This window comes from Streptosporangium sp. NPDC023963, from assembly GCF_040639135.1.
Taxonomy (GTDB): domain Bacteria; phylum Actinomycetota; class Actinomycetes; order Streptosporangiales; family Streptosporangiaceae; genus Streptosporangium.
This window is the reverse complement of record NZ_JBEZZK010000007.1, coordinates 157,512-177,101: the sequence shown is the minus strand read 5'-3', so window position 1 is coordinate 177,101 and position 19,590 is coordinate 157,512. Positions and strand designations below refer to the sequence as shown.

The 19,590-nt window shown below is 71.3% G+C and carries 22 protein-coding genes; 13 read left to right on the top strand and 9 right to left on the bottom strand.

Features of this window, described 5'->3' with window-relative positions; all coding sequences use genetic code 11:
• Window positions 1–120: 120 nt before the first annotated feature.
• Complete coding sequence (locus AB0F88_RS22660) at window positions 121–468, bottom strand: STAS domain-containing protein (protein WP_362687222.1); 348 nt, start codon at window positions 466–468, stop codon at window positions 121–123.
• A gap of 334 nt (window positions 469–802) precedes the next feature.
• Here AB0F88_RS22660 and AB0F88_RS22655 point away from each other — a divergent pair, with 334 nt between their 5' ends.
• Both AB0F88_RS22655 and AB0F88_RS22650 read left to right on the top strand, forming a co-directional pair.
• Window positions 803–1,987 carry an acetate/propionate family kinase gene (locus tag AB0F88_RS22655; RefSeq protein ID WP_362687220.1) on the top strand — a complete coding sequence of 395 codons (1,185 nt, stop codon included), beginning with the start codon at window positions 803–805 and terminating at the stop codon, window positions 1,985–1,987.
• Window positions 1,977–2,420: a DUF6789 family protein gene (locus AB0F88_RS22650; protein WP_362687217.1), complete on the top strand. Its 444-nt coding sequence runs from the start codon at window positions 1,977–1,979 to the stop codon at window positions 2,418–2,420. Before AB0F88_RS22655 ends, AB0F88_RS22650 begins: the two co-directional genes overlap by 11 nt.
• 245 nt (window positions 2,421–2,665) lie before the next feature.
• Here AB0F88_RS22650 and AB0F88_RS22645 read toward each other — a convergent pair whose 3' ends face one another.
• On the bottom strand, window positions 2,666–3,067 hold the full coding sequence (locus AB0F88_RS22645) for an isoamylase early set domain-containing protein (protein ID WP_362687214.1): 402 nt from the start codon (window positions 3,065–3,067) through the stop codon (window positions 2,666–2,668).
• Window positions 3,068–3,358: 291 nt separating this feature from the next.
• Between AB0F88_RS22645 and AB0F88_RS22640 the strand changes: the two genes are divergently transcribed.
• Complete coding sequence (locus tag AB0F88_RS22640; RefSeq protein ID WP_362687211.1) at window positions 3,359–4,000, top strand: uridine kinase; 642 nt, start codon at window positions 3,359–3,361, stop codon at window positions 3,998–4,000.
• Window positions 4,001–4,057: 57 nt separating this feature from the next.
• Here the strand turns inward: AB0F88_RS22640 and AB0F88_RS22635 are convergent, their stop codons facing one another.
• Both AB0F88_RS22635 and AB0F88_RS22630 read right to left on the bottom strand, forming a co-directional pair.
• The gene (locus AB0F88_RS22635; protein ID WP_362687208.1) at window positions 4,058–4,351 is read right to left on the bottom strand and encodes a hypothetical protein; all 294 of its coding nucleotides are present in this window, start codon (window positions 4,349–4,351) and stop codon (window positions 4,058–4,060) included.
• Between the two features lie 119 nt (window positions 4,352–4,470).
• Window positions 4,471–4,719: a hypothetical protein gene (locus AB0F88_RS22630; protein ID WP_362687205.1), complete on the bottom strand. Its 249-nt coding sequence runs from the start codon at window positions 4,717–4,719 to the stop codon at window positions 4,471–4,473.
• 173 nt (window positions 4,720–4,892) lie between these two features.
• Between AB0F88_RS22630 and AB0F88_RS22625 the strand changes: the two genes are divergently transcribed.
• Window positions 4,893–5,558 (top strand): hypothetical protein, encoded by a 666-nt coding sequence (locus tag AB0F88_RS22625; RefSeq protein ID WP_362687202.1) that lies wholly within the window; start codon window positions 4,893–4,895, stop codon window positions 5,556–5,558.
• A 78-nt stretch (window positions 5,559–5,636) separates the two neighbouring features.
• Here AB0F88_RS22625 and AB0F88_RS22620 read toward each other — a convergent pair whose 3' ends face one another.
• Window positions 5,637–6,422: an NIPSNAP family protein gene (locus tag AB0F88_RS22620; RefSeq protein ID WP_362687199.1), complete on the bottom strand. Its 786-nt coding sequence runs from the start codon at window positions 6,420–6,422 to the stop codon at window positions 5,637–5,639.
• A gap of 181 nt (window positions 6,423–6,603) precedes the next feature.
• Window positions 6,604–7,074 carry a PepSY domain-containing protein gene (locus AB0F88_RS22615; RefSeq protein ID WP_362687196.1) on the bottom strand — a complete coding sequence of 157 codons (471 nt, stop codon included), beginning with the start codon at window positions 7,072–7,074 and terminating at the stop codon, window positions 6,604–6,606.
• A gap of 269 nt (window positions 7,075–7,343) precedes the next feature.
• Here AB0F88_RS22615 and AB0F88_RS22610 point away from each other — a divergent pair, with 269 nt between their 5' ends.
• From AB0F88_RS22610 to AB0F88_RS22580, 7 genes are all read left to right on the top strand, one after another.
• A complete protein-coding gene (locus AB0F88_RS22610) occupies window positions 7,344–8,837 on the top strand; it encodes an Nramp family divalent metal transporter (protein ID WP_362687193.1) in 1,494 nt (497 codons plus the stop codon).
• 304 nt (window positions 8,838–9,141) lie between these two features.
• On the top strand, window positions 9,142–9,831 hold the full coding sequence (locus AB0F88_RS22605; RefSeq protein ID WP_362687190.1) for a hypothetical protein: 690 nt from the start codon (window positions 9,142–9,144) through the stop codon (window positions 9,829–9,831).
• A 233-nt stretch (window positions 9,832–10,064) separates the two neighbouring features.
• The gene (locus AB0F88_RS22600; protein ID WP_362687187.1) at window positions 10,065–10,979 is read left to right on the top strand and encodes a helix-turn-helix transcriptional regulator; all 915 of its coding nucleotides are present in this window, start codon (window positions 10,065–10,067) and stop codon (window positions 10,977–10,979) included.
• Between the two features lie 116 nt (window positions 10,980–11,095).
• Window positions 11,096–11,938, top strand: coding sequence for an SAM-dependent methyltransferase (locus AB0F88_RS22595; RefSeq protein ID WP_362687184.1), 843 nt, complete (start codon window positions 11,096–11,098; stop codon window positions 11,936–11,938).
• 192 nt (window positions 11,939–12,130) lie between these two features.
• Window positions 12,131–12,592 carry a hypothetical protein gene (locus AB0F88_RS22590; protein WP_362687181.1) on the top strand — a complete coding sequence of 154 codons (462 nt, stop codon included), beginning with the start codon at window positions 12,131–12,133 and terminating at the stop codon, window positions 12,590–12,592.
• A gap of 166 nt (window positions 12,593–12,758) precedes the next feature.
• Window positions 12,759–13,346 (top strand): TetR/AcrR family transcriptional regulator, encoded by a 588-nt coding sequence (locus AB0F88_RS22585; protein ID WP_362687178.1) that lies wholly within the window; start codon window positions 12,759–12,761, stop codon window positions 13,344–13,346.
• Between the two features lie 147 nt (window positions 13,347–13,493).
• A complete protein-coding gene (locus AB0F88_RS22580) occupies window positions 13,494–13,718 on the top strand; it encodes a hypothetical protein (protein ID WP_362687175.1) in 225 nt (74 codons plus the stop codon).
• Between the two features lie 175 nt (window positions 13,719–13,893).
• Here the strand turns inward: AB0F88_RS22580 and AB0F88_RS22575 are convergent, their stop codons facing one another.
• Together AB0F88_RS22575 and AB0F88_RS22570 are read right to left on the bottom strand one after the other, a co-directional pair.
• Complete coding sequence (locus AB0F88_RS22575) at window positions 13,894–15,078, bottom strand: XRE family transcriptional regulator (RefSeq protein ID WP_362687173.1); 1,185 nt, start codon at window positions 15,076–15,078, stop codon at window positions 13,894–13,896.
• A complete protein-coding gene (locus tag AB0F88_RS22570) occupies window positions 15,065–16,093 on the bottom strand; it encodes a hypothetical protein (protein ID WP_362687171.1) in 1,029 nt (342 codons plus the stop codon). The genes AB0F88_RS22575 and AB0F88_RS22570 overlap by 14 nt, the downstream gene beginning before the upstream one ends.
• A gap of 144 nt (window positions 16,094–16,237) precedes the next feature.
• Here AB0F88_RS22570 and AB0F88_RS22565 point away from each other — a divergent pair, with 144 nt between their 5' ends.
• A complete protein-coding gene (locus AB0F88_RS22565) occupies window positions 16,238–16,480 on the top strand; it encodes a hypothetical protein (protein WP_362687169.1) in 243 nt (80 codons plus the stop codon).
• 321 nt (window positions 16,481–16,801) lie between these two features.
• Window positions 16,802–19,042: a family 2 encapsulin nanocompartment cargo protein terpene cyclase gene (locus tag AB0F88_RS22560; RefSeq protein ID WP_362687167.1), complete on the top strand. Its 2,241-nt coding sequence runs from the start codon at window positions 16,802–16,804 to the stop codon at window positions 19,040–19,042.
• Window positions 19,043–19,118: 76 nt separating this feature from the next.
• On the opposite strand, the gene AB0F88_RS22555 is transcribed toward AB0F88_RS22560, so the two are convergent.
• Entirely contained in the window at window positions 19,119–19,574 is a 456-nt protein-coding gene (locus tag AB0F88_RS22555; protein WP_362687165.1) for a hypothetical protein, read from the bottom strand.
• Window positions 19,575–19,590 lie beyond the last annotated feature (16 nt).

Here is a 19,590-nt window from a genome sequence, read left to right as displayed (position 1 = left end):
GGCAGCGGCCCTCTCACCCGCTGCCGGAACCGGCGGCCTCTTCCGGGGCGGGTGCCGTCGTACCCGCCTTCCCTCCCGGCGTCTTCGCTCAGGACCTCCGCGGGCCACCGGCGGTCGGGGTCAGCGCGAGACGGGGACGACCCCGTCGGAGACCTCGCGCAGTGACTCCTCGACGGTGGAGTCGATGGGGAACGCCTCTCGCAACCTGGTCAGGTCGAGCAGGCGGCCGAGGAATCCGTGCACGCCGACGAGGCGCAGCCAGCCTTTTCGCTCGTAGGCGCGCCGCAGGCTCGTCAGCAGCACCCAGATGCCCGTGGAGTCGCAGAATCCCAGCCCCGTCGTGTCGACGACGAGGCAGACGTGGCCGCGCCTCATGAAGTCCGCGAGCCTCTCCTCCAGCAGAGGCGCCGATGACTTGTCCAGATCGCCGATCAGGGTCACCACGGAGAAGTGTGGATGCGCATCCACAGTGACGGATAGTCGAGTCATATCGCCCCGCTGTCTACGGCAGTTGGAGACAGCGCCCTGTCGGGAGCCGTACGAAGGACGGGTGCCATTGGCCCCCACCGTACGCCCGTGGCTCATGACAGTTCAACAAGTGATTGCGAACAATCGGTGGTCAGGAAGGCCGGTGGCCGGGCGCCGAGACCTGTTCCCGGCACCTGGCCGGGACGTCATCACCCCAGGTCGGCGCGGTCGAACGGGCCTCGGCGTCCTCACCGCGGCCGCCCACGCGGAGTGACGGGCGAGGACCCGTCGCGGGGCACCGTTTGCCCTGTCCGGCCTCGGGCACGCCAGGGGGATGGGAACCACTGATCCGGCGGTGCTCACCGTCAACGCGGGATCGTCGAGCCTCCAACTCCACCTCGTCCGGGACGGGCGGGTCCTGCGCACCGAGCACAGCGAGCAGAGCCCCGACCCCGCGACGGCCGAGCGGGCGATCGCGGACTTCCTCGACGCCGCCCCCGGCGCCGGCCCCGCCGCGGTCGGCCACCGCCTCGTCCACGGGGGCGAGGCGGTACGCGAGCCGGCGGTCGTGGACGACGGCGTGCTGGAGGCGGTACGGGAGTACGCCGACCTCGCCCCGCTGCACGTGCCGCCCGCCCTCGCGCTCGTCGAGGCCGCCCGGCGCAGGCTGCCCGACGTCCCGCACGTGCTCTGCCCCGACACCGCCTTCCACGCGGGACTTCCCGACGGCGCCGCCACCTACGCGCTGCCCGCCGAGTGGCGGAGCCGCTACGGCCTGCGCCGCTACGGCTTCCACGGCCTGTCGTACGCCTGGGCGCTGGGACGGGCCGCGGAACTGCTCGACCGGCCCGGGGAAACCCTGCGGGTGGTGCTGGCCCATCTCGGCGGAGGCTCCTCGGTGTGCGCCGTCCGCGAGGGGCGCAGCGTGGACACCTCGATGGGGTTCACCCCGCTGGAGGGGGTCCCGATGAGCAAGCGGTCGGGGAGCGTCGATCCCGGCATGCTGCTGTGGCTGCTGTCCGGTTCCCGGCTCACGCTCGACGAGCTGCGCGACGGCCTGGAACACCGGTCGGGGCTGCTCGGGCTCTCGGACGGCAAGTCGGGCGACACCCGGGAGCTGGTCGCCTCCGGGGATCCCGCCGCCGCGCTGGCCCTGGAGGTGTTCGAGCACCGGGTGAGCCGGGAGATCGCCGCCGCCGCGACGAGCCTGGACCGCCTCGACGCGCTCGTGTTCACCGGGGAGATCGGCTGGGACCAGCCGGAGGTCCGCGAGGCCGTCTGCCGCAGGCTCTCGCTGCTCGGTGTCGAGCCGCCCGCCCGTACCGACCTCGACGCCGACGGCACGGTCAGCGCGCCCGGCGCGTCCGTGCCCGTGCTGGTGGTCCGGCCGAGAGAGGAACTGCAACTCGCCCGGGAGACGCTCGGCGCGCTCGGCCGGCATGCGCGAGGATCCGGCGCGGGGTCCGGTCACCGTTCGGGGAGCCGTCCGGGGAAGGCGGGGAGTGACCGTGACTCGTGATCTCGTCAGGGGCGCCGGGAGCGGCGTCCTCGCCACCGCGGCGATGAGCGCGGTGATGCTCGCGGGAGACCGCGCGGGTCTCATGGGCGATCAGCCGCCCAAGAGGATCGTCCGCGTCCTGCTGCCGGGTCACAGGCACCGGCCCAAGCGGGGAGAGCGGGTGCTGGGCGCGATCGCCCACTTCGGTTTCGGCGCCGCGGGCGGGGCCGCGTTCGCCCTGCTCTGCGGGGGACGCCGTGCCCCGGTGACGCTCGGGGTGGCGTACGGGCTGGCGATCTGGTTCGTCAGCTACCAGGGCTGGGTGCCGAAGCTGGGAGCCCTGCCCCCGATCCCCGAGGATCGGCCGGGGCGTCAGGCGGTGATGGCCGCCGGCCACGTGGTGTACGGCGCGACGCTCGCCCTCGCGGCGAACGGCCTCCGCCGCGAGACCTGACGGCCCGCACGACACGTACCGGGTTTCGACACGTACCGGGTTTCGCGGTGAACGGTCTTCCCCGGTCGGGGTTTCGCGGTGAACGGTCTCCCGCGTTCGGGGCCGGCGGGTTCGCCCGCGGGGCGGCCCGCCCCTTCCGTGTCCCTGCCGGGAGGGAACGGGGCGGGCCGTCACGCTGATCGCGGAGACGGTGGAACGGTCTGCCCCGCGAAGGGGATCCCGTCCTACGAGCGGTCACCGAGATACTAGGAGGTGGACACCGAGGCCGAGGCCGAGACCGGCTGCCCTGCCGAGAGCGTCTGCCGCATCGGCTTGCCGACGGCGCTACGCGTCGCACCGGGGGCTTCCGGCGCCTCCTGGACGTCCGCGGGGTTGATCCGGCCGCCGTGCTCGTCGTGGTGGTCCGCGTCCGCGTCGTCGAACCACACGCCGCCGTCCGCGAGGTAGCGGAAGCGGATGGGCTGCCGTGCGGGGACCATCAGGCTCACCTGGTAGGTGCCGTCGTCCCTGCGCTGCATGGGATGGGCATAGGGGTCCCAGTCGTTGAAGTCGCCGACCAACGAGACTCCTCCGACGGTCGGGCTCTCCGTTATGCTGAAAGTCAGCTTGACCTGGCCGTTCTTGGTCGGCTTACCGCGCTTGATCACTGAAATCCTCCTGACATCACTGTCTCCGTGCGTAACGTGCCGTGATCTTGGTTGCGGAAAGACGTGAAGATCACGCCAACTACCGGATCGCGCCGACATGGACGTGACGCGACCAGGAGGCCGACGCCCAGTCACGGCCGAGCCGTCGATCCATATGGATCGTTACCGCCTGTAGCGGCAGGACAACCCGGACAGACCGATATTTGATCGGCATCACGTCCGACCTTGACCCGGCCATGATGGTTGACCGGCCCCGGCCGGAGACGGGCACGCGTCGGCCAGGATGGTGGGGTGAACATTGGGGTGAACATAAGGCCGATCTCCCCGTCGTCGCTGGTGGAGGAACTCGCCGATCGGGTGGCCGCGCGACCCCGCGACTCCTGGGTGCGCGTCGCGCTCGACGGGGCTCCGGCGGCGCGGCCGGAGGACCTCGCCGACGCGCTGGCAGACCCGCTCCGGCTCCGCGGCAGGGAGGTGCTCCGGGTCTCCACCGCCGACTTCCTGCGCCCGGCCTCGCTCCGCTTCGAGTACGGCCGGACCGACCCGGACTCCTTCTACTCCGAGTGGTTCGACTACGGGGGACTGGCCAGGGAGGTCCTGAGACCGCTCGACCCCGGGCGGTCGGGGAAGGTGCTGCCCACGCTGTGGGACAGCGTCGTCGACAGGGCCACCCGCGCGCCCTACGTCACGGTTCCCCCGGGCGGGGTGCTGCTGCTGGCCGGACCCCTGCTGCTGGGCCGGGGGCTGCCGTTCGAGCTGACCGTGCATCTGCGGCTCTCACCGGGCGCGCTCGCCCGGCGCACCCCGGACGAGCAGCGCTGGACGCTGCCCGCCTACGCGCGCTACGAGGAGGAGGTGACCCCGGCGGAGGTCGCGGACGTGGTCGTCCGCGTCGACGATCCGAGACATCCGGCCCTGGTCACCTTGTCATGAGCGGAGGCAGGACGCGTCCCTCGGACGCGCCCTGCCTCCGATCGTCCAACGGCGGGGCTACACGCCCGCGCGCGAGGGAATCCTGCCCTCGGCGTCGGAGTACGAGCCGCGGAGTGACTCCTGCTCGATGGAGGACCGCATCTCCTCGCGGTTCTCCTCCAGGCGCAGGGCGACTCCCATCGCGAAGAAGGTCGGCGCCCACTCGCCGATGAAGATCCCCCACCGGTCCGCCCGGTCGACTCCCGCGCTCTCCTTCGAGTTCGACGTGAACCACACCGCGACCGACGCGCCGATCGAGGCGAGCCCGGCGACGTACATCATGCTGGACTTCACGCCCATCTTGTGAAGCATATTGATCATTTCATCCCCCTGATGATGGTTCGTTCTTATGGTTACCCCGGGAAATCACGGATAACCGAATGTGACGAACCGCAGGTGGTGGCATCTCCGGGCGTGCGGGTCCCGCCATCCTACGTCGTCTCGCGCGGTCTCGCGCGGTCGCGGTCGTTCTCCCCGCCGAGGCGTTTGAGAAGGTCCTCGCGCCTGGCTTCGAGCTCGCCGACGAGGATCTCCTGCTCGTCGGCCTGGTTGATCATCATCGACCGCTCGGTGGGGTCGGTGGGGCCGACCTCCCCGACCTGCCTTCGCATGTCGGCGACCTCGGCACGCAGTCTCTCCAGGTCCTCTTCGACCTGCCGCAGTTCTTCCTGAAGGCTCATTCGCTGTCCATACCCCTGCTTTCGGCCTCGACTCCACGGTTCCGGCCGGCTCACCCGGTCCAACTCGCCGGTCCAACTTGCCGGTCCCGCTCGCAAGGCCCGCGATCCCGGCGGCCGGGAGGCGCTCCGCGCGGTGGCGGGAACCCGGCCGGCCCGGCCGGTGTACCTCCCGCATGAGAAGAATCCTTTTCCTCCTGGCGTTCATCGTCCCCCTGCTGGCCCTCGGCGCCCCGGCACGGGCGGGAGGCTGGGCACTCACCGTGATGGACCCGGTCCCGGTGACGAGCCCGGACACGACGTACACCCTCGGCTTCTGGCTGCTGCAGCACGGCACCCACCCGTACGAGGGCGACGACCTGGGTGAGGTCGCGCTGAGGTTCACCGACGGCAAGAGGAGCCTCACGTTCTCCGGCGTGGCGCTGAAGGAGCCCGCCCACTACGCCGCCGCGGTCTCCCTGCCCAAGGGCACCTGGGAGGTGGAGGGGATCCAGGGCTGGTTCTCGCCCTACCGGATCGGCACCCTGACGGTGCCCGGCGGGCTGAAGGTCGCCCCGGTTCCCGAGGACCTCAGGCGGTCGATCGCCGCCCAGCCGCAGCGGGATTACTGGGGCGTGATCCGCCCGCCGGGCGTCCCCCTCGGCGACGGCGTTCCCTCCGAGTCCGCCGGCCCCACGCCCGCCGCCACCCCGGCGGCGGCGCCCGCCGGAGGCTCGCCGGTGGAGACGGCCACCGTCGCGGTCGTGGAGCAGGAAACCTGGTGGCGGCCCCCGTACGTGCTTGCGGCGCTCGTGGGGATCGCCGCTCTCACGGCTCTCGTCTACCGGGTACGGCGACGCTGACCGCCGGGATCGGCGGAGCCTCACCCACGGGTCGGATCGGCTCGGCCCGGATCGGCGGAGTCTCGTCTGCGGCCCAGGTCAGCGGAGCAGGGATCTCGCCGTCGGCGTCAGGTTCAGTCGCTCGGGAGGAGCGACCAGGCGCGCCGACAGCTCGGGAAGCACCTCCCGTGTCCACCTTGCCGAACGTGCGAGCAGCGCGGCGTGCTCGTCGTGCCGTTCCCGGCTCGCGAAGGCGGAGAACCACACGAAGACGTCCTCGCCGGTCCGTACCGGCAAGGCGGGGTAGGTGTTCTCGGCGTGTTCGGTCCGCAGGCGGGCCAGCGGGGCGGCGCCCGTCTCCGCCAGCAGCGGTGCCACCCGGTCATCGAAGAACCGGGCGAACTCGTCGCCGGGTACGCCCGGGTGGCAGACGGTCGCGGTGAACCACGACGAGGTCGCCTCGTCGTTCGCCGGGGGACCGGCCGTCGCCGCGCCGCCCGGCGCGGGGCGGGCGGCGCCCGACAGGTCGAAGCCCGCTCCCGGGGCCGCCGGACGGAGCAGCAGGACGTCGTCCGAGTCGATCATCGTCCCGTTGGCCTCGTCGCGGTGGGTCCTCCACACCGGTCCTCCGTAGAAGGCCGCCAGCGCCGCGGCCCGCGACTCCATGTCGCGGAACCCGCGCAGCCAGACGAACCTCTCCGGGTCGTCCCGGTCGCGGAACTGGCCGACGACGCGCATGCCCACGGCCTCCTGGGACTCGACGAACTCCCTGTCGAACAAGGTGACCAGGTCGTCCCTCCTGCCGGGGTGCAGCGTGTACCGCCTCAGTTCGAGGATCGGGCAGCAGGTGTTCTGCGCCTGCCCGTGACGGGCGTCGTTCGTCACCGTGGTCGGTCCTTCCCGGAGCTGCTCAGTGGTGCCCGCATGCTAGGAGCGGGTCACTGACACCTTGCGTCAGTGACCCGCTCCCGTGGCCGGGCCGCCACCGTCGCGTCCGGCCGGTTCGAGCGCGGAGCCCGCGACACGCGAGGTGTCACGGGCTCCTTCGCCGCCGGTCGTGTTCCCGTCAGTCGTCGTCCTGGTCGTTCTGGTCGTCGTCAGTGTCGTTGGCGTCATCGGCGGCGTCGGCGGCCCGCTCGGCGGCGGTCTCGGTCTCCTGGTCCTGCTCCAGGATCGCGCCGGTGGTGGCGTCGATGTCGAACTCGTGCTCGACATCACCCTCGAGGAGCTCGATCTCCCAGCTGGTGGGAGTCTCGTCGCCGTCGAACTCGGCCTTGACGAGCTTGGCGCCGGGCACCTTGTCCTGAGCGATCTTGATGGCCGCGTCCCGCTTGATCTTGGCCTCCGCCTCGCCGGGCGCGGGGGGCGGGGTGGCGGTCTGGGTCCCGGGCGTCTCGGTCGCCGGCGCGGGAGTCGTCGCCGTACCGCTGGGGGCCGGGGTGGGCGTCGCGGTTCCGGCGAAGGCTACTGCGCCGCCTCCGGAGACGACGGCGAGAAGTCCGGCGGCGGCGATGGTGAGTTTCGTCGTGTTTCGCATGTCCCCGAGCTTGCCGGGGCTCCCGTTAGCGGCACGCTGCGGAAACCCTAAAGGCAGGTTAAGACCGTCGAGCGGTTCCGGCTCCCTGTCCTCCCGTCCCCCTCCGCCTTCCCGTGCCCCTTCGGCGCGACCCGGTCGCCGGGAGCGCGCGGGAGTCCAGGGCCAGGATCGGAAGGTGGCCGCGGGAACATCACGAATGGGGTCTTGTCGAAGTGCGGTCGGAGGATCACTGTCGGAGCAGGGGGGTTCCGCGACCCTGGAGGATCGCCATGACCGAAGTCACCCGGTCCCATCCGCTCGGAGTCAGCCGCCCGGATCTCGCCGTGGCGGACCTGCCCGAGCCCGAGGAGGTCTTCGGAGTCTCCCGGCTCGGCAGGAAGGAGTTGTTCAAGTTCGCCGTCGGTCCCAGCCTCATCGCGCTCGGCATCTCCATCGGCAGCGGCGAGTGGCTGCTGGGGCCGCAGGCCGTCGGCCAGTACGGGTTCGTCGGGGTGGGCTGGGTCATCCTGATCTCGGCCGTCCTGCAGACCTTCTACAACGTCGAGTGCTCGCGCTACGTCGTGGCCACCGGTGAGGCGCCGGTGGTCGGCTGGGGGCGGGTCCCGCCCGGCTTCCGGCTCTGGGTGCCGCTCTCGGTCTTCGTCGTGATCTTCGCGTTCATCGCCGGAGGCTGGGCCGCCGCCGCCGGCCAGGGCGTCTACGCGCTCGTCCACGGGGAGGTCGCGCCCGCCGGGGCCGAGGAACCCCGGCTGTGGGCGATCGGCCTGCTCCTGCTCGTCTTCGTCATCACCGCCGCCGCCCGCAAGATCAGCCGGGTCCTGGAACTCGCCAACTGGGGCATGGTCGGCACGATCCTGGTCGCGCTGCTGCTCGTCGACCTGTTCGTGGTGCCGTTCGAGATCTGGTGGGACGCGATCCGCGGTTTCGTCACCCCCGCGGCGCCACCGGCGGGGATCACCGCCACCCAGCTCGGCGCGCTGGCCGGGTTCACCGCGCTCGCCTCCGGGCTGAACTGGTACGTCATGGGCCACTACCGCGACAAGGGCTACGGCATGGGCTACCGGACCGGGTTCATCGCCGGGATGCGCGGGCCGAAGAGCGAGCTGCTGGCCAGCGGCGTGACCTTTCCCGACGACGAGGCCAACGCGGTCCGCTGGCGCCGCTGGTACCGCCTGCTGATGATCGACATGTGGGGCGTCTTCTTCGTCGGTGCCGTCCTCGGGATGCTGCTGCCCACCATCCTGATGTCCAGGGCGGTCGAGCTGTCCGGCGAGCGGCCGACCCAGGAGAACGTCCCGACGTTCGTGGCGAGCGCCCTGGGCGACGAGTACGGCCAGGCCATGTTCGTCGGCGCGCTGGTCCTGGGGGTGCTGATCCTCTTCTCCACCCAGCTCGGCATCTTCGAGGCGATGGTCCGGGTGGTGACCGACGCCGCCCACGCCACCAGTCCCCGGCTGCGGGTGCTCATCGAGGGTGATCCCCGCAGGTTCTACTACCCGTTCATGTTCGGGCTGCTGGTGGTCATCGCCGTCGTCCTGCACCTGGCACTCCCGGTGAGCCTGGTGCAGTGGTCGGCCAACATGTCCAACCTGGGCGCGCTGATCTATCCGTTCATGCTCATGTACCTCAACGCCAGGTTGCCCCGCCCGGCACGTCCCCGCTGGTGGCACTACGTGATCCTGGTGCTGAACTTCCTGTTCTTCGGCTTCTTCTTCGTCAACTTCATCGCCGACTTCATCGGCGATCCGCTGGTCACCTTCTGATCCCTCCCCGGCCCGGCCGCTCCCGTCCTGGCCGGTCGTGTTCCCGCGTCCCCTGTCTCCGCCCCTGTCACCGCGTCCCCCTCGGACCTCCGTCCCGGGGACGCGGTGCGACGGCGGGGGAGGGGGGCGGGTGACGTCGGCTGAACCCGGCACGCCGGTCCTGCGTACCTGCTGGCGAAAGCGACCTCGAAACCGGTGGCGCGAGGCTGGACCCGAGTCGTGGTCCCGGCTCGCGGCCGGGCGCGATCCGCCGTCGTGCCCGCCCGCCCTCGATGACGCGGACCTCCACGCTGGAAGGATTGGGATGGACGACATCACGGCCTCCGTCGGGACTCTTCGCCCCCGCTCCGGGGCCTCGTGCCCCTCGTGGTGCGAGCGCGAGCACTCCACCACGTACGTCACCCACGCGGCCGACATCGCCGAGTTGCGCAACCCCGACGGGTCCACGGTGACCGTCACGCTCTCCCAGCACGTCCAGCCGGGGTACGTGGGGGAGCAGGTGGTGCGCGTCTACACCTGCCTCGGTGAGGAGACCGGCATCGCCGACCTGTCTCCGGGCTCCGCCGAGGCGGTCGGGCGCTCGATCGTCTCCTTCTCGCCCGACGGATCCATGCGCGCGTACGGGCGCGCCCTGCAACGGGCCGCCGCCCACCTGCTGCTTCCCGGGCTGGAGGTGTCCCGCGACGGGACTCCGGCGGCGAGGCCGGTCAAGGGGCCCGGCCGGTCCTCCGCCGAGTCGCCCTCGCAGGAGAAGCTGTTCAGGATCGCGTTCCTGTCCGGCTATCTCAACGTGACGAGCGCGCCGGGACCGTTGAGCGGGGGCGTGGTCGAGCGCCGTCTCAGCCGGGTGCTGTCGCCGAGGGAGACGAGCGAGCTGTGCGACATCGTGCGCGGTATGTTGTCGCGCCGTGCCGCCGCGAGCCGGGGAGCCTTCCGCGGCGACGCGCACGGCGCCATGCGCGAGGACACGTACGATCTCGCGTCGGGCCTGTAGCGCCGAGCGACCTCGCGTCGGGAACGTGACGCCGAGAGGTTTCGCGTCAGGACCGTGGCGCCGAGGAGTTTCGGACACGGTCTGCCGGGCGAGAAAGCGGCAAAAAGGAGATTTGTCTCGATTTGCACTTGCGGTTGCAAGTGCAGACGCAAGTGCGTGCGCAACGGAGCTGTGCGAAACGCGTTGTATATGTGAAACTGTGGCACCCTAGGAAGGTGCGACAGGGAGCCCACATGGCCAGACAGACCGCGGAAGAAAGCGGCGAGCAGGGCGGCGTTCTCGCGTACGCGGGCGGTGGCGGTCCCACTATCCTGCGGATTCTTCTGGGGGCCCAGCTGCGGAGGCTGCGCGTCGCCAAGGACATCACCCGAGAGCAGGCCGGTTACGCCATCCGCGCCTCCCACGCCAAGATCAGCCGGCTGGAGCTCGGGAGGGTCGGTTTCAAGGAACGCGATGTCGCGGACCTGCTGACGATGTACGGGGTGACCGATACCCAGGAAAGGGCTCCGCTGCTCACGCTGGCCCGCCAGGCCAACGCCCCCGGCTGGTGGCACAAGTACGGAGACCTGCTCCCCAACTGGTTCGAGGTCTACGTCGGGCTCGAAGAGGCCGCCTCGATCGTCCGGACCTACGAGGTGCAGTTCATCCCCGGCCTCCTGCAGAGCCCCGAATACGCGCGGGCCGTCATCATGCTCGTGCACGGCGGCGCCACCGCGGACGAGGTCGACCGCCGCGTCGCGCTCCGCCTGGCCCGCCAGGAGCGTCTGACCAGGCCGGACGCCCCGACGCTCTGGGCCGTGATGGACGAGGCCGTGCTGCGGCGGCCCATCGGCGGGCCCCAGGTGCTGCGCGCCCAGATCGACCACCTGCTCGAGGTCGTCGAGCTGCCCAACGTCAGGCTGCAGATCATGCCGTTCGACCGGGGCGGTCACGCCGCGGCCGGTGGCCCGTTCTCCATCCTGCGCTTCCCCGAGCGGGACCTGCCCGACGTGGTCTACATGGAGCAGCTGACGAGCGCCCTCTACGTGGACAAGCTCGAGGAGACCGACCATTACATGCAGGTCATGGACCGTCTGTGCATCCAGGCGTACTCCGTCTCCGAGAGCAGGGAGTTCCTGCGCGAGCTCCGCGAGGAGCTCCCGGACTGAACCGTGCTTGGCATGGTTTCAGGGGAATTGCGATGTCTGATGACTGGGAGCTGACTTGTCCAGTTATTGGGCGAAATATCGGTTCATGATCTAAAGGTGTCGGCCGCTCGTCTACCATGCGGGAAAGACGTGGTGAAGGCGAGGATATGACTGAGCACGAGCAGGCTCCGCCGGGAATCGACCCTACGGTTCCGAGCGTGGCTCGTATGTATGACTACTACCTGGGGGGTAAGGACAACTTCGCCTCCGACCGGATCGCCGGTGAGAAGATCGTCGAGCTTGTCCCCAACGTCAAGGACGTGGCGCGCTCCAACCGCGCCTTCCTCGGTCGTACCGTGCGGCATCTCGTCGCCGCGGGGATCCGCCAGTTCATCGACATCGGCGCGGGCCTGCCGACGCAGGAGAACGTGCACCAGGTCGTCCTGCGCGAGGCGCCGGACTCCCAGGTCGTGTACGTCGACAACGACCCCATCGTGCTCGTCCATGCCCGCGCGCTGCTCGCCGACAACGCGCGGACCGTCGTGATCCCCGGGGACCTGCGGGAGCCGGAGGCGATCCTCGACCACCCGGACGTCCGCGAGCGCATCGACTTCGATCAGCCGGTCGCCGTCCTCATGGTGTCCATCCTGCACTTCGTCGCCGACGACGAGCAGGTCTCCGGCATCGCCGCCTCCCTCGGGAAGCGGCTGGTCTCCGGCAGCCACGTGGTGATCTCCCACGTCACCTCCGGCGACCTCACCGAGGAGCAGGTCCGCCAGGGCCGCGGCGTCTACGGCACGACCACCGCGGGCGGCATCTTCCCCCGTACCCTCACCCAGATCCGCGGTCTGTTCGACGGGCTGGAGATGCTCGAACCCGGCCTGGTGCCCGTCTACGACTGGCGGCCCGACTCCGGCGACGTCGTCATCCCGCCGGGAGCCGGAGCCGTCACCGTGGGAGCCGTCGGACGCGTCCCGTAGGACCGTCCACTCCCGGCCCGCGTTCCCCGGGGAGCGCGGCCGGGGACCCCCGGGGCGCATGGAGGGGGATCCCGAGAGCCCGCGACCGGACGAGGCCGCGACCCCCGGCACCCCGGCTCCCTCCGGGTCCCCCCGCCCGGCACCGGGTCGGGAAACGGTGAACCCGCCGGAGCCGGTGAGCGTATCTGAAGGATGTTGACACATTCGCGCCAGACCGGTGTCGCCAGGAACGCCCGGGTGGTCGCCACGGTGATTCTCGCCCTGTCCTTCTCCCTCGCCTGCAGCGCGGACCAGCCCGTGAGTCCCCCCGCCGCCGCGGCCGGAATCGCGGTACCCGCGGGCCCGCCGCCAACCGTCGAGCAGCTCGCCAAGAAGGTCGACTGCAAGCCCCGGATCCAGGTCGACGCGGTCGACATCCGGACGGGAGCCTGCAAGACCTCCGTCGGCCAGTTCTTCATCAGCACCTTCGTCACCCAGTCCGGCAAGGACCAGTGGATGGACCAGGCGCCGGAGTACAACCCGCACCTGGTCGGGGAGCTGTGGACCGTGCTCGGCGCCAGGAAGGTCCTGGACGAGTTGCGCGTGACGCTGGGCGGAGACCTGCACCTGACCGACCACCGGGTGACCCCGAACCCCACGCCGCCCGCCGGGTGACGAGCGCGGCCGGCCCGCGCCGGGCGAACGCGCCGGGCGCGGGCCGGGGCCGCGGCGGGCCCGGGCACCCGCCCGTCGGAGGACCGATTGCCATAGCAACGCTAGATATGCGAGCGGCGTTATTGCTAGCGGGGACCGGCTCGATAGCGGTGCTAGCATCTGCGGGATGTCCACACAGGAGCGCCGCGAGCGCGAGCGGGCGCGACGCCACCGGCTGATCGTGACGGTCGCTCGCGAGCTGGCCGAGGCCGAGGGGTGGGAGGCGGTCACGACGCGCCGTCTCGCCGAGCGTATCGAGTACAGCCAGCCGGTCCTCTACAGCCACTTCGCGGGCAAGGACGCCATCGTGGCGGCCGTCGCCCTGGAGGGCTTCGCCGAGCTCGCCGCCGAGCTGGGCAAGGCCCGCGCGACGGCCGGCACCCCGCGCGAGGCGCTCGCCGCCCTGATCCACGCCTACGCCGGCTTCGCCCGCCTGAACCCGTCGCTGTACGACGCCATGCTCACCCTCGCCGTCGACCTGCCCTTCGGCCGTCCCGGCACGCCCGCCCCGCTCCAGGCCGCCTTCGCCGAGTTCCGTGAGGCGATCGCCGCCTTCGCCGCCGGCCGCGACACCGGCATCCTGGCCGAGGTCGCCTGGGGTTCCGTGCACGGTCTGGTCACCCTCACCCGCAGCGGCCGTCTTCCGGCGGACCACCACGAGCGGCGGCTGGCGACGCTGATCGACCAGCTCGCCGCGTCCGCCGGCCGGCGGTAGCCCCTCGGGTCCCCTCGCCCGGTGCCGGTGGTCTCGCGCACGCGTTTTCCCGCCGGGTTCCCGGGTTCTCAGGGAGGGCGAACTTTATCCCCGAATGAAATAGATACGGCATTGCCTGCTGATTCGCCGGTCCGTAGCATCCGTCCCATGTCCATCACACGTGAGTTCGCCTACGCATCGCCCTCGCGTCCCGCTGACGGCGAGTGCGTGTGGTATCGCTCCAAGGGCGATCTCTACGACCTGATCCGCACGGGCAGCGACGGAGATTTTCGCTATCACATCTTCCACGCCCGCGATGGCCGCTATCTCCAGGCCTTCGCCTCCTGGCAGGACGGCCTGGAGTGGATCAAGGAGCGGGTCGAGGACGAGTAGCGCGGTCCGGCCCGGGACGCGCGGCCCCGGTGCTCGCCGCGCCGCACGCGGAACTCCGGGGCGGAGCCGGATCCTGGACGCCCTCCGGCGGGCACGGCCCTTCGGGGCGGGGCCGGGTGCTGGACGTCCCCCGGCGGGCACGGACCTCCGAGGCAGGTGCCCGCCGGAACGGAGGTCAGGGCACCAGGCGCAGCGCGGGGCGCTGGTCGGGCAGGTCGAGCAGCTCGCGCACCCGGGAGACGGGCCAGGCCAGCTGGGCGGCGAGTCGCGCCATGGTGAGACCGGTCTCGGAGACGGCCAGGTCGAAGGCCCTGCGCAGCAGCACGGGCTGCTCGCCGGGATAGCCGCTGATCGGCTCGGCGGCGAAGCCCGGCTGGTCGCGCAGCGTCTTGAGCCGCTGGTAGGCGCGGCTCGCCGCCGAATCGGAGATCAGGCCGACCTCGCGGCAGCGGTACAGCAGGGAGTCGACCGACACGCCCCAGGTGTGCTTGAGCTCGACCAGCCTGCGCAGGTCGAGGCGGCCGGGCAGCTCCGGCAGGATGCTGTCGCGCGGGGTCAGGAACTCGGCGGCGAAGACGTCGGCCTCCCGCTCCTGCTGGGTGTCTCCTGACGCCGTGTCGCCGTGCAGCACCAGGTGCCCCAGCTCGTGGGCGGCGGTGAAGCGGTAGCGGTGGATGTCGTCGAACCGGTTGGCGGTCAGCACCACGATCGGACGGGGCAGCTGGGAGGTGGAGAAGGCGTCCACCGTGGTGGCGTCCTCGTCGGGCGGCGGGAAGACCACGACGATCCCGTGGGCCTCCATGTGCCGGACGATGTGCGACAGCGGGCCGGTGCCCAGCCCCCAGAGCCGCCGCAGGGCGCGGGCGGCCTGGGCGGGGTCGCTGGGAAGCTCCACGCCGGAGTGGACCTCGCCGCCGGAGAAGCCGGGGAGGGCGACGTGCGGCAGCCTGACCTGCCTCTCCAGGGCGTGGGCCAGCTCCCACACCTGCTCGACGAAGGCCGCGGCCTTGGCCCGCTGGTGCGCGCGGGTGGAGCGCAGGCTCCTGAAGTGCGCCATGGACCCGTCCAGCTTGCCGTGCGGCCGGCCCAGCAGGAAGAACGCCGGCGGTACGCCGAGCGCGTCGGCCAGGCGGGGAACGAGATCGGGCCGGGGACGGGTCATGCCCGTCTCGTACTGCCCCACCGCCGCGGGGGTGACGCCGACGCGTTCGGCCAGGTCCTTCTTGGTCATCCCCGCGAGCTGTCGCGCCTGGGTCAGCCGCCCCTGGTCGAACGCGTCCGCCACGGCCTGCGGGCTCGGCCCGCCGCTCCCGGAGACGCCGGGAGCGCCGAACAGAGGGGTCTGGTTACGGTTGCTCATTGTCGCCGGTGACCACGGTTTCCTCGGGTGCCTCGCTGCTTACGGGGAAGATCTTGCCATTCTTCCGCTCGGCCGGAGACCTCGTGCTCAACGCGAGGGCGGGTACGAGGCCGTCGTCGAAGCGCGACGCGGCACCGGGCCCGGCCGTCCACAGGTCACGGACGGCCCCGGGGGAGGCGGCGGGCAGCGGGATCGGCTCGTGGTGCAGCCACCGGATCCTGCCGAACTCGTCGATGAGCTCCGCCTCGCCCCAGTGGAGCCGCAGCAGGCCGGCCTGCGCGTTGCCCGCGTAGGCGACCGGGACCAGCCGGGTGTCGCCGGGCAGCCCGGTGAGGGCGGGACGGACCGTGGCCGGCCCGTCCGTCCCGGCGGACAGGTCCAGCTCCTCCTGAGCGGCCCGGCCGGGCCGGCCGGGCCGGGCGGATCGGGCGGGCTCCTCCCCGAGCGCCAGGTCCAGCTCCTCCTGGCGGTAGGAGGTCGCCGGGCCGAACCGGTCGAACAGCTCGCGTACCAGCGAGGAGATCCGGCCGTCGCTGACGCGGGCCTCGGAGATCGGCGTGCGGTCGTCCTCGGCGTAGCGGAAGGGCAGCAGCAGGTTGCCGCCCAGGACCACCAGATGATGCGGCGAGCCGTGCGGCCTGACCAGCTGGAAGCCCGGCTCGTCGCGCAGCCCCTCGGCGAGCGCCTCGTAGCGCCTGGCCATCATGGTGAAGCCGTAGGTGTACCGCTTGTCGCTGTGCCCGGAGCTCTGCGCGTCCTGCGCGTTGCCCATCGCCTCCAGCAGCGACGCGGCCAGCCGCCCGCGTACGGCCTCGGCGCGGTCGCCGAACCGCTCGCTCGCCCAGCTCGACATCCGGCCCGGCACCCGGTCCGCCCCCGGGCCGGGCACCCGGCCCGGCCTCGTCCGGCCCGGCCCCTCCTGGGACGACAACGACGACCCCGCGCCCATCGGCGACCTCCGCTCGGACTTCGTTCCGTGCCGGGCGATCGTCGCCGGCACTTCATTTTCGCGCATCATACTCCCGCCGAAGCTCTAGTTGATGTTGCGTGTCTCTCGTGTCGCGGGTCGTGACGGTCGGTTCCCCGACGGGACCGCGGCCGGGGCGGTCCGGGCCGTCAGGGGGAGGATTAGGGGTGGCGGGTGAAGAGGCGGGGGTAAATGAACTGTGAACTGTCGGTGGGACAGGCCATGATTGCTCACATCATGGTCATCTCCCCGTCCCTCCCGTTCACCGCCACGACGTCCCCGAGCGGCGACATCGTGGTCTTCTACGTCGGCACCGAGCCCCGCATGACACCGGAGCAGGCGCTCGCGTTCGCCGACATGCTCCGTGACCTCGCGACCGGCGTGCGACGTCCCGTCCTGGCCGGCGCGACGGCCGGCGCGCACCGGCTGTCCTGATCGAGGCCTCACCGGCCCTGGCCGGGTGATCGCCGGTTCCGGCCGGCGCTCGCCCGTCCCCGTCCCCGTCCGCGACCGCGACCGCGTCCGGATCCTGACCTCGGGCGGGGCCGGAGCACGCCATGGGTGCATGGGTACGCCGCGGGTATTCATGGCAATCCCTTTCACTCTCCGTGGTCATTGCGTAACGTTCTGGCTGGCGAGGCTTCCGCAGGGCAGGCCGTCTCGCCGATCCGCCCACCCGCTACTCCGTCGCGGTCCCGGCGTCCGATGCCCAGGGCGTTCCCGAAAGCGTCGAAGTCAGATATGGAAGGACAGAACATGCAACCCTTCGAGCTCCCTGACTTCTACCTGCCGTATCCGGCCAGGCTGAACCCCCACGTGGAGACCGCGCGCGAGCACACCAGGGCCTGGGCGTACGACATGGGCATCCTCGACCCCGAGCTCGGCATCTGGGACGAGCACAAGCTCGACGCCATGGACTACGGGCTGCTGTGCGCCTACACCCACCCCGACGCCCCAGCCGCCGAGCTCGACCTCATCACCGACTGGTACGTGTGGGTGTTCTTCTTCGACGACCACTTCCTGGAGACCTTCAAGCGCAGCGGCGACCTGACCGGGGCCAAGCGATACCTCGACAGGCTGGCGGCCTTCATGCCGGTGCGTCCCGCGGGTCCTCCCCCCGAGCCGGAGAACCCGGTGGAGCGTGGCCTCGCCGACCTGTGGGCCCGCACGACCCCGGCCATGTCCGCCGGCTGGCGGGCCAGGTTCGTCGAGAGCACGAAGAACCTCCTCGACGAGTCCCTGTGGGAGCTGGCCAACATCAACGCGGGACGCGTCGCCAACCCGATCGAGTACGTCGAGATGCGGCGCAAGGTCGGCGGCGCCCCCTGGTCGGCCAACCTGGTCGAGCACGCGGCGGGCGCCGAGGTCCCGGCCGCCGTCGCCGCGAGCAGGGCGATGCGCGTGCTGAGGGACACCTTCTCCGACGCGGTGCACCTGCGCAACGACCTCTTCTCCTACGAGCGGGAGGTCGGCGAGGAGGGCGAGCTCAGCAACGGCGTGCTGGTCTTCGAGCGCTTCCTGGGCTACGACACCCAGCGGGCCGCCGACGCCGTCAACGACCTGATCACCTCCCGGCTGCACCAGTTCGAGAACACCGTTCTCACCGAGCTGCCCCCGCTCTTCGAGGAGCACGGCCTGGACCTCAGGTCCCGCCTCGACGTCCTCGCCTACGTCAAGGGGCTCCAGGACTGGCAGTCGGGCGGCCACGAGTGGCACATGCGCTCCAGCCGCTACATGAACGGTGCCTCGCGGGCGGACCCGGTGGCCCCGGCCCTGCTCGGCGGGCCGACCGGCCTGGGCGTCTCGGCGGCGCGCATCAGGCTGGCGCCCGGCATCACGGGACCGGGGGGCGTCAGAAGCCACGCCCACGTCCCCCTCCGCAAGGTGGGGCCGCTGCCGCTGCCCGAGATCTACATGCCGTACACCGCCCGGATGAATCCCAACCTCGACGCCTCCCGCCGCAACGCCGTGGAATGGGCGCGCGAGATGGGGATGTTCGAGCAGCTCCCCGGTCTCCCCGGCCTGGCCGTCTGGACCGAGCACAAGCTCGACACCTACGACTTCGCCGTCTGCGCCGGCGCCATCAATCCGGACGCTCCCGGTCCCGAGCTGGACATCTCGACGTTCTGGCTCACCTGGGGAACCTACGCCGACGACTACTTCCCGGTCGTGTTCGGGCCGCGCCGCGACATGGCGGGCGCGAAGGTGTTCAACGAGCGGCTGTCGGCGTTCATGCCGCTGGACCTCTCCGCCACCCCGCCGCCGGTCAACCCGATCGAGCGGGGCCTGGCCGACCTGTGGTCCCGTACGGCGGCCCCCATGCCGGAGGCCGCGCGCGCCAGGCTCCGCCGGGTCGTCGAGGACATGACGGAGAGCTGGCTGTGGGAGCTGGCCAACCACATCCAGAACCGGGTCCCCGATCCGGTCGACTACATCGAGATGCGCCGCAGGACCTTCGGCTCCGACCTCACGATGAGCCTGTCGCGGCTGGCCCACGGCAAGGCGGTGCCGCCCGAGATCTACGACACCCGGACGATGCGCGGCCTGGACGACTCGGCCGCCGACTACGCCTGCCTGGTCAACGACCTCTGCTCGTACCAGAAGGAGATCCAGTTCGAGGGCGAGCTGCACAACTGCGTCCTGGTGGTCCAGGACTTCCTGAGCTGCGACGCGCGGCAGGCCGCCGACATCGTCAACGACCTGATGACGTCCCGGATGCGGCAGTTCGAACACATCGTCGCCACCGAACTCCCGGCTCTCTTCGACGACTTCGACCTCGACGGGGAGGCCAGGGAGACGCTCGACGGATACGTGGCGGAGCTGCAGGACTGGATGGCCGGCGTGCTGCTGTGGCACATGAAGACGCGCCGCTACGACGAGTCCGAGCTGCACTACCCGCCCGCGAGGGTCCGTCCGGTCGGCGCCCCCGCCGGTCTCGGCACCGCGGCCGCGCGCGTCGGATCGCCGTTACGGGTGGTGCCGGCTCCGCTCCCCTGACACGGCAGGGGATCCGGGCGGAGCGGCCGTGGGCGAGGGCCGGTCGCCCGCGGGACGCGTCAGCCGCCGGGCGGTCTCAGTCCGCCCGCTGCCAGGATCTGCGGGCCGCGTGCCAGCGGTAGCGCCCAGCCGCCGCGGGACCCTGCTCCCGCAACAGGCGGACGATGGCGAGACGGGCGTCCAGGTCGAGCTCCGAGGGGAACTCGAAGCTCGTCTGGTGGTCCTTGATCTCGATGATCAGCAAGGGTTCGCCCGCCGCCCGCTCCCGGCGGGCGAGCGCGACGCGCTTGGCGGCCTGGGTCACGGCCAGCCACGTCGACTCGCCGGCCTTCTGGAGGAAGGCGTTGCTGTAGGTCGCCAGGGGGACGACGACGAGCAGCGTCCAGAGCTCGACGGCCGTCCCGGTGCGGCGGCCGTCGAAGGCGCCGATCTCGGCGGCGACGCCGAGGCGGTCGAGCAGATCGAAGATCTCGTCCTGGTCGTGCTGGGACAGGGTTTTGGGGTAACGGACGTGTACGAGTTCGGGCTCCACGGCGCGGCTCCTCGGG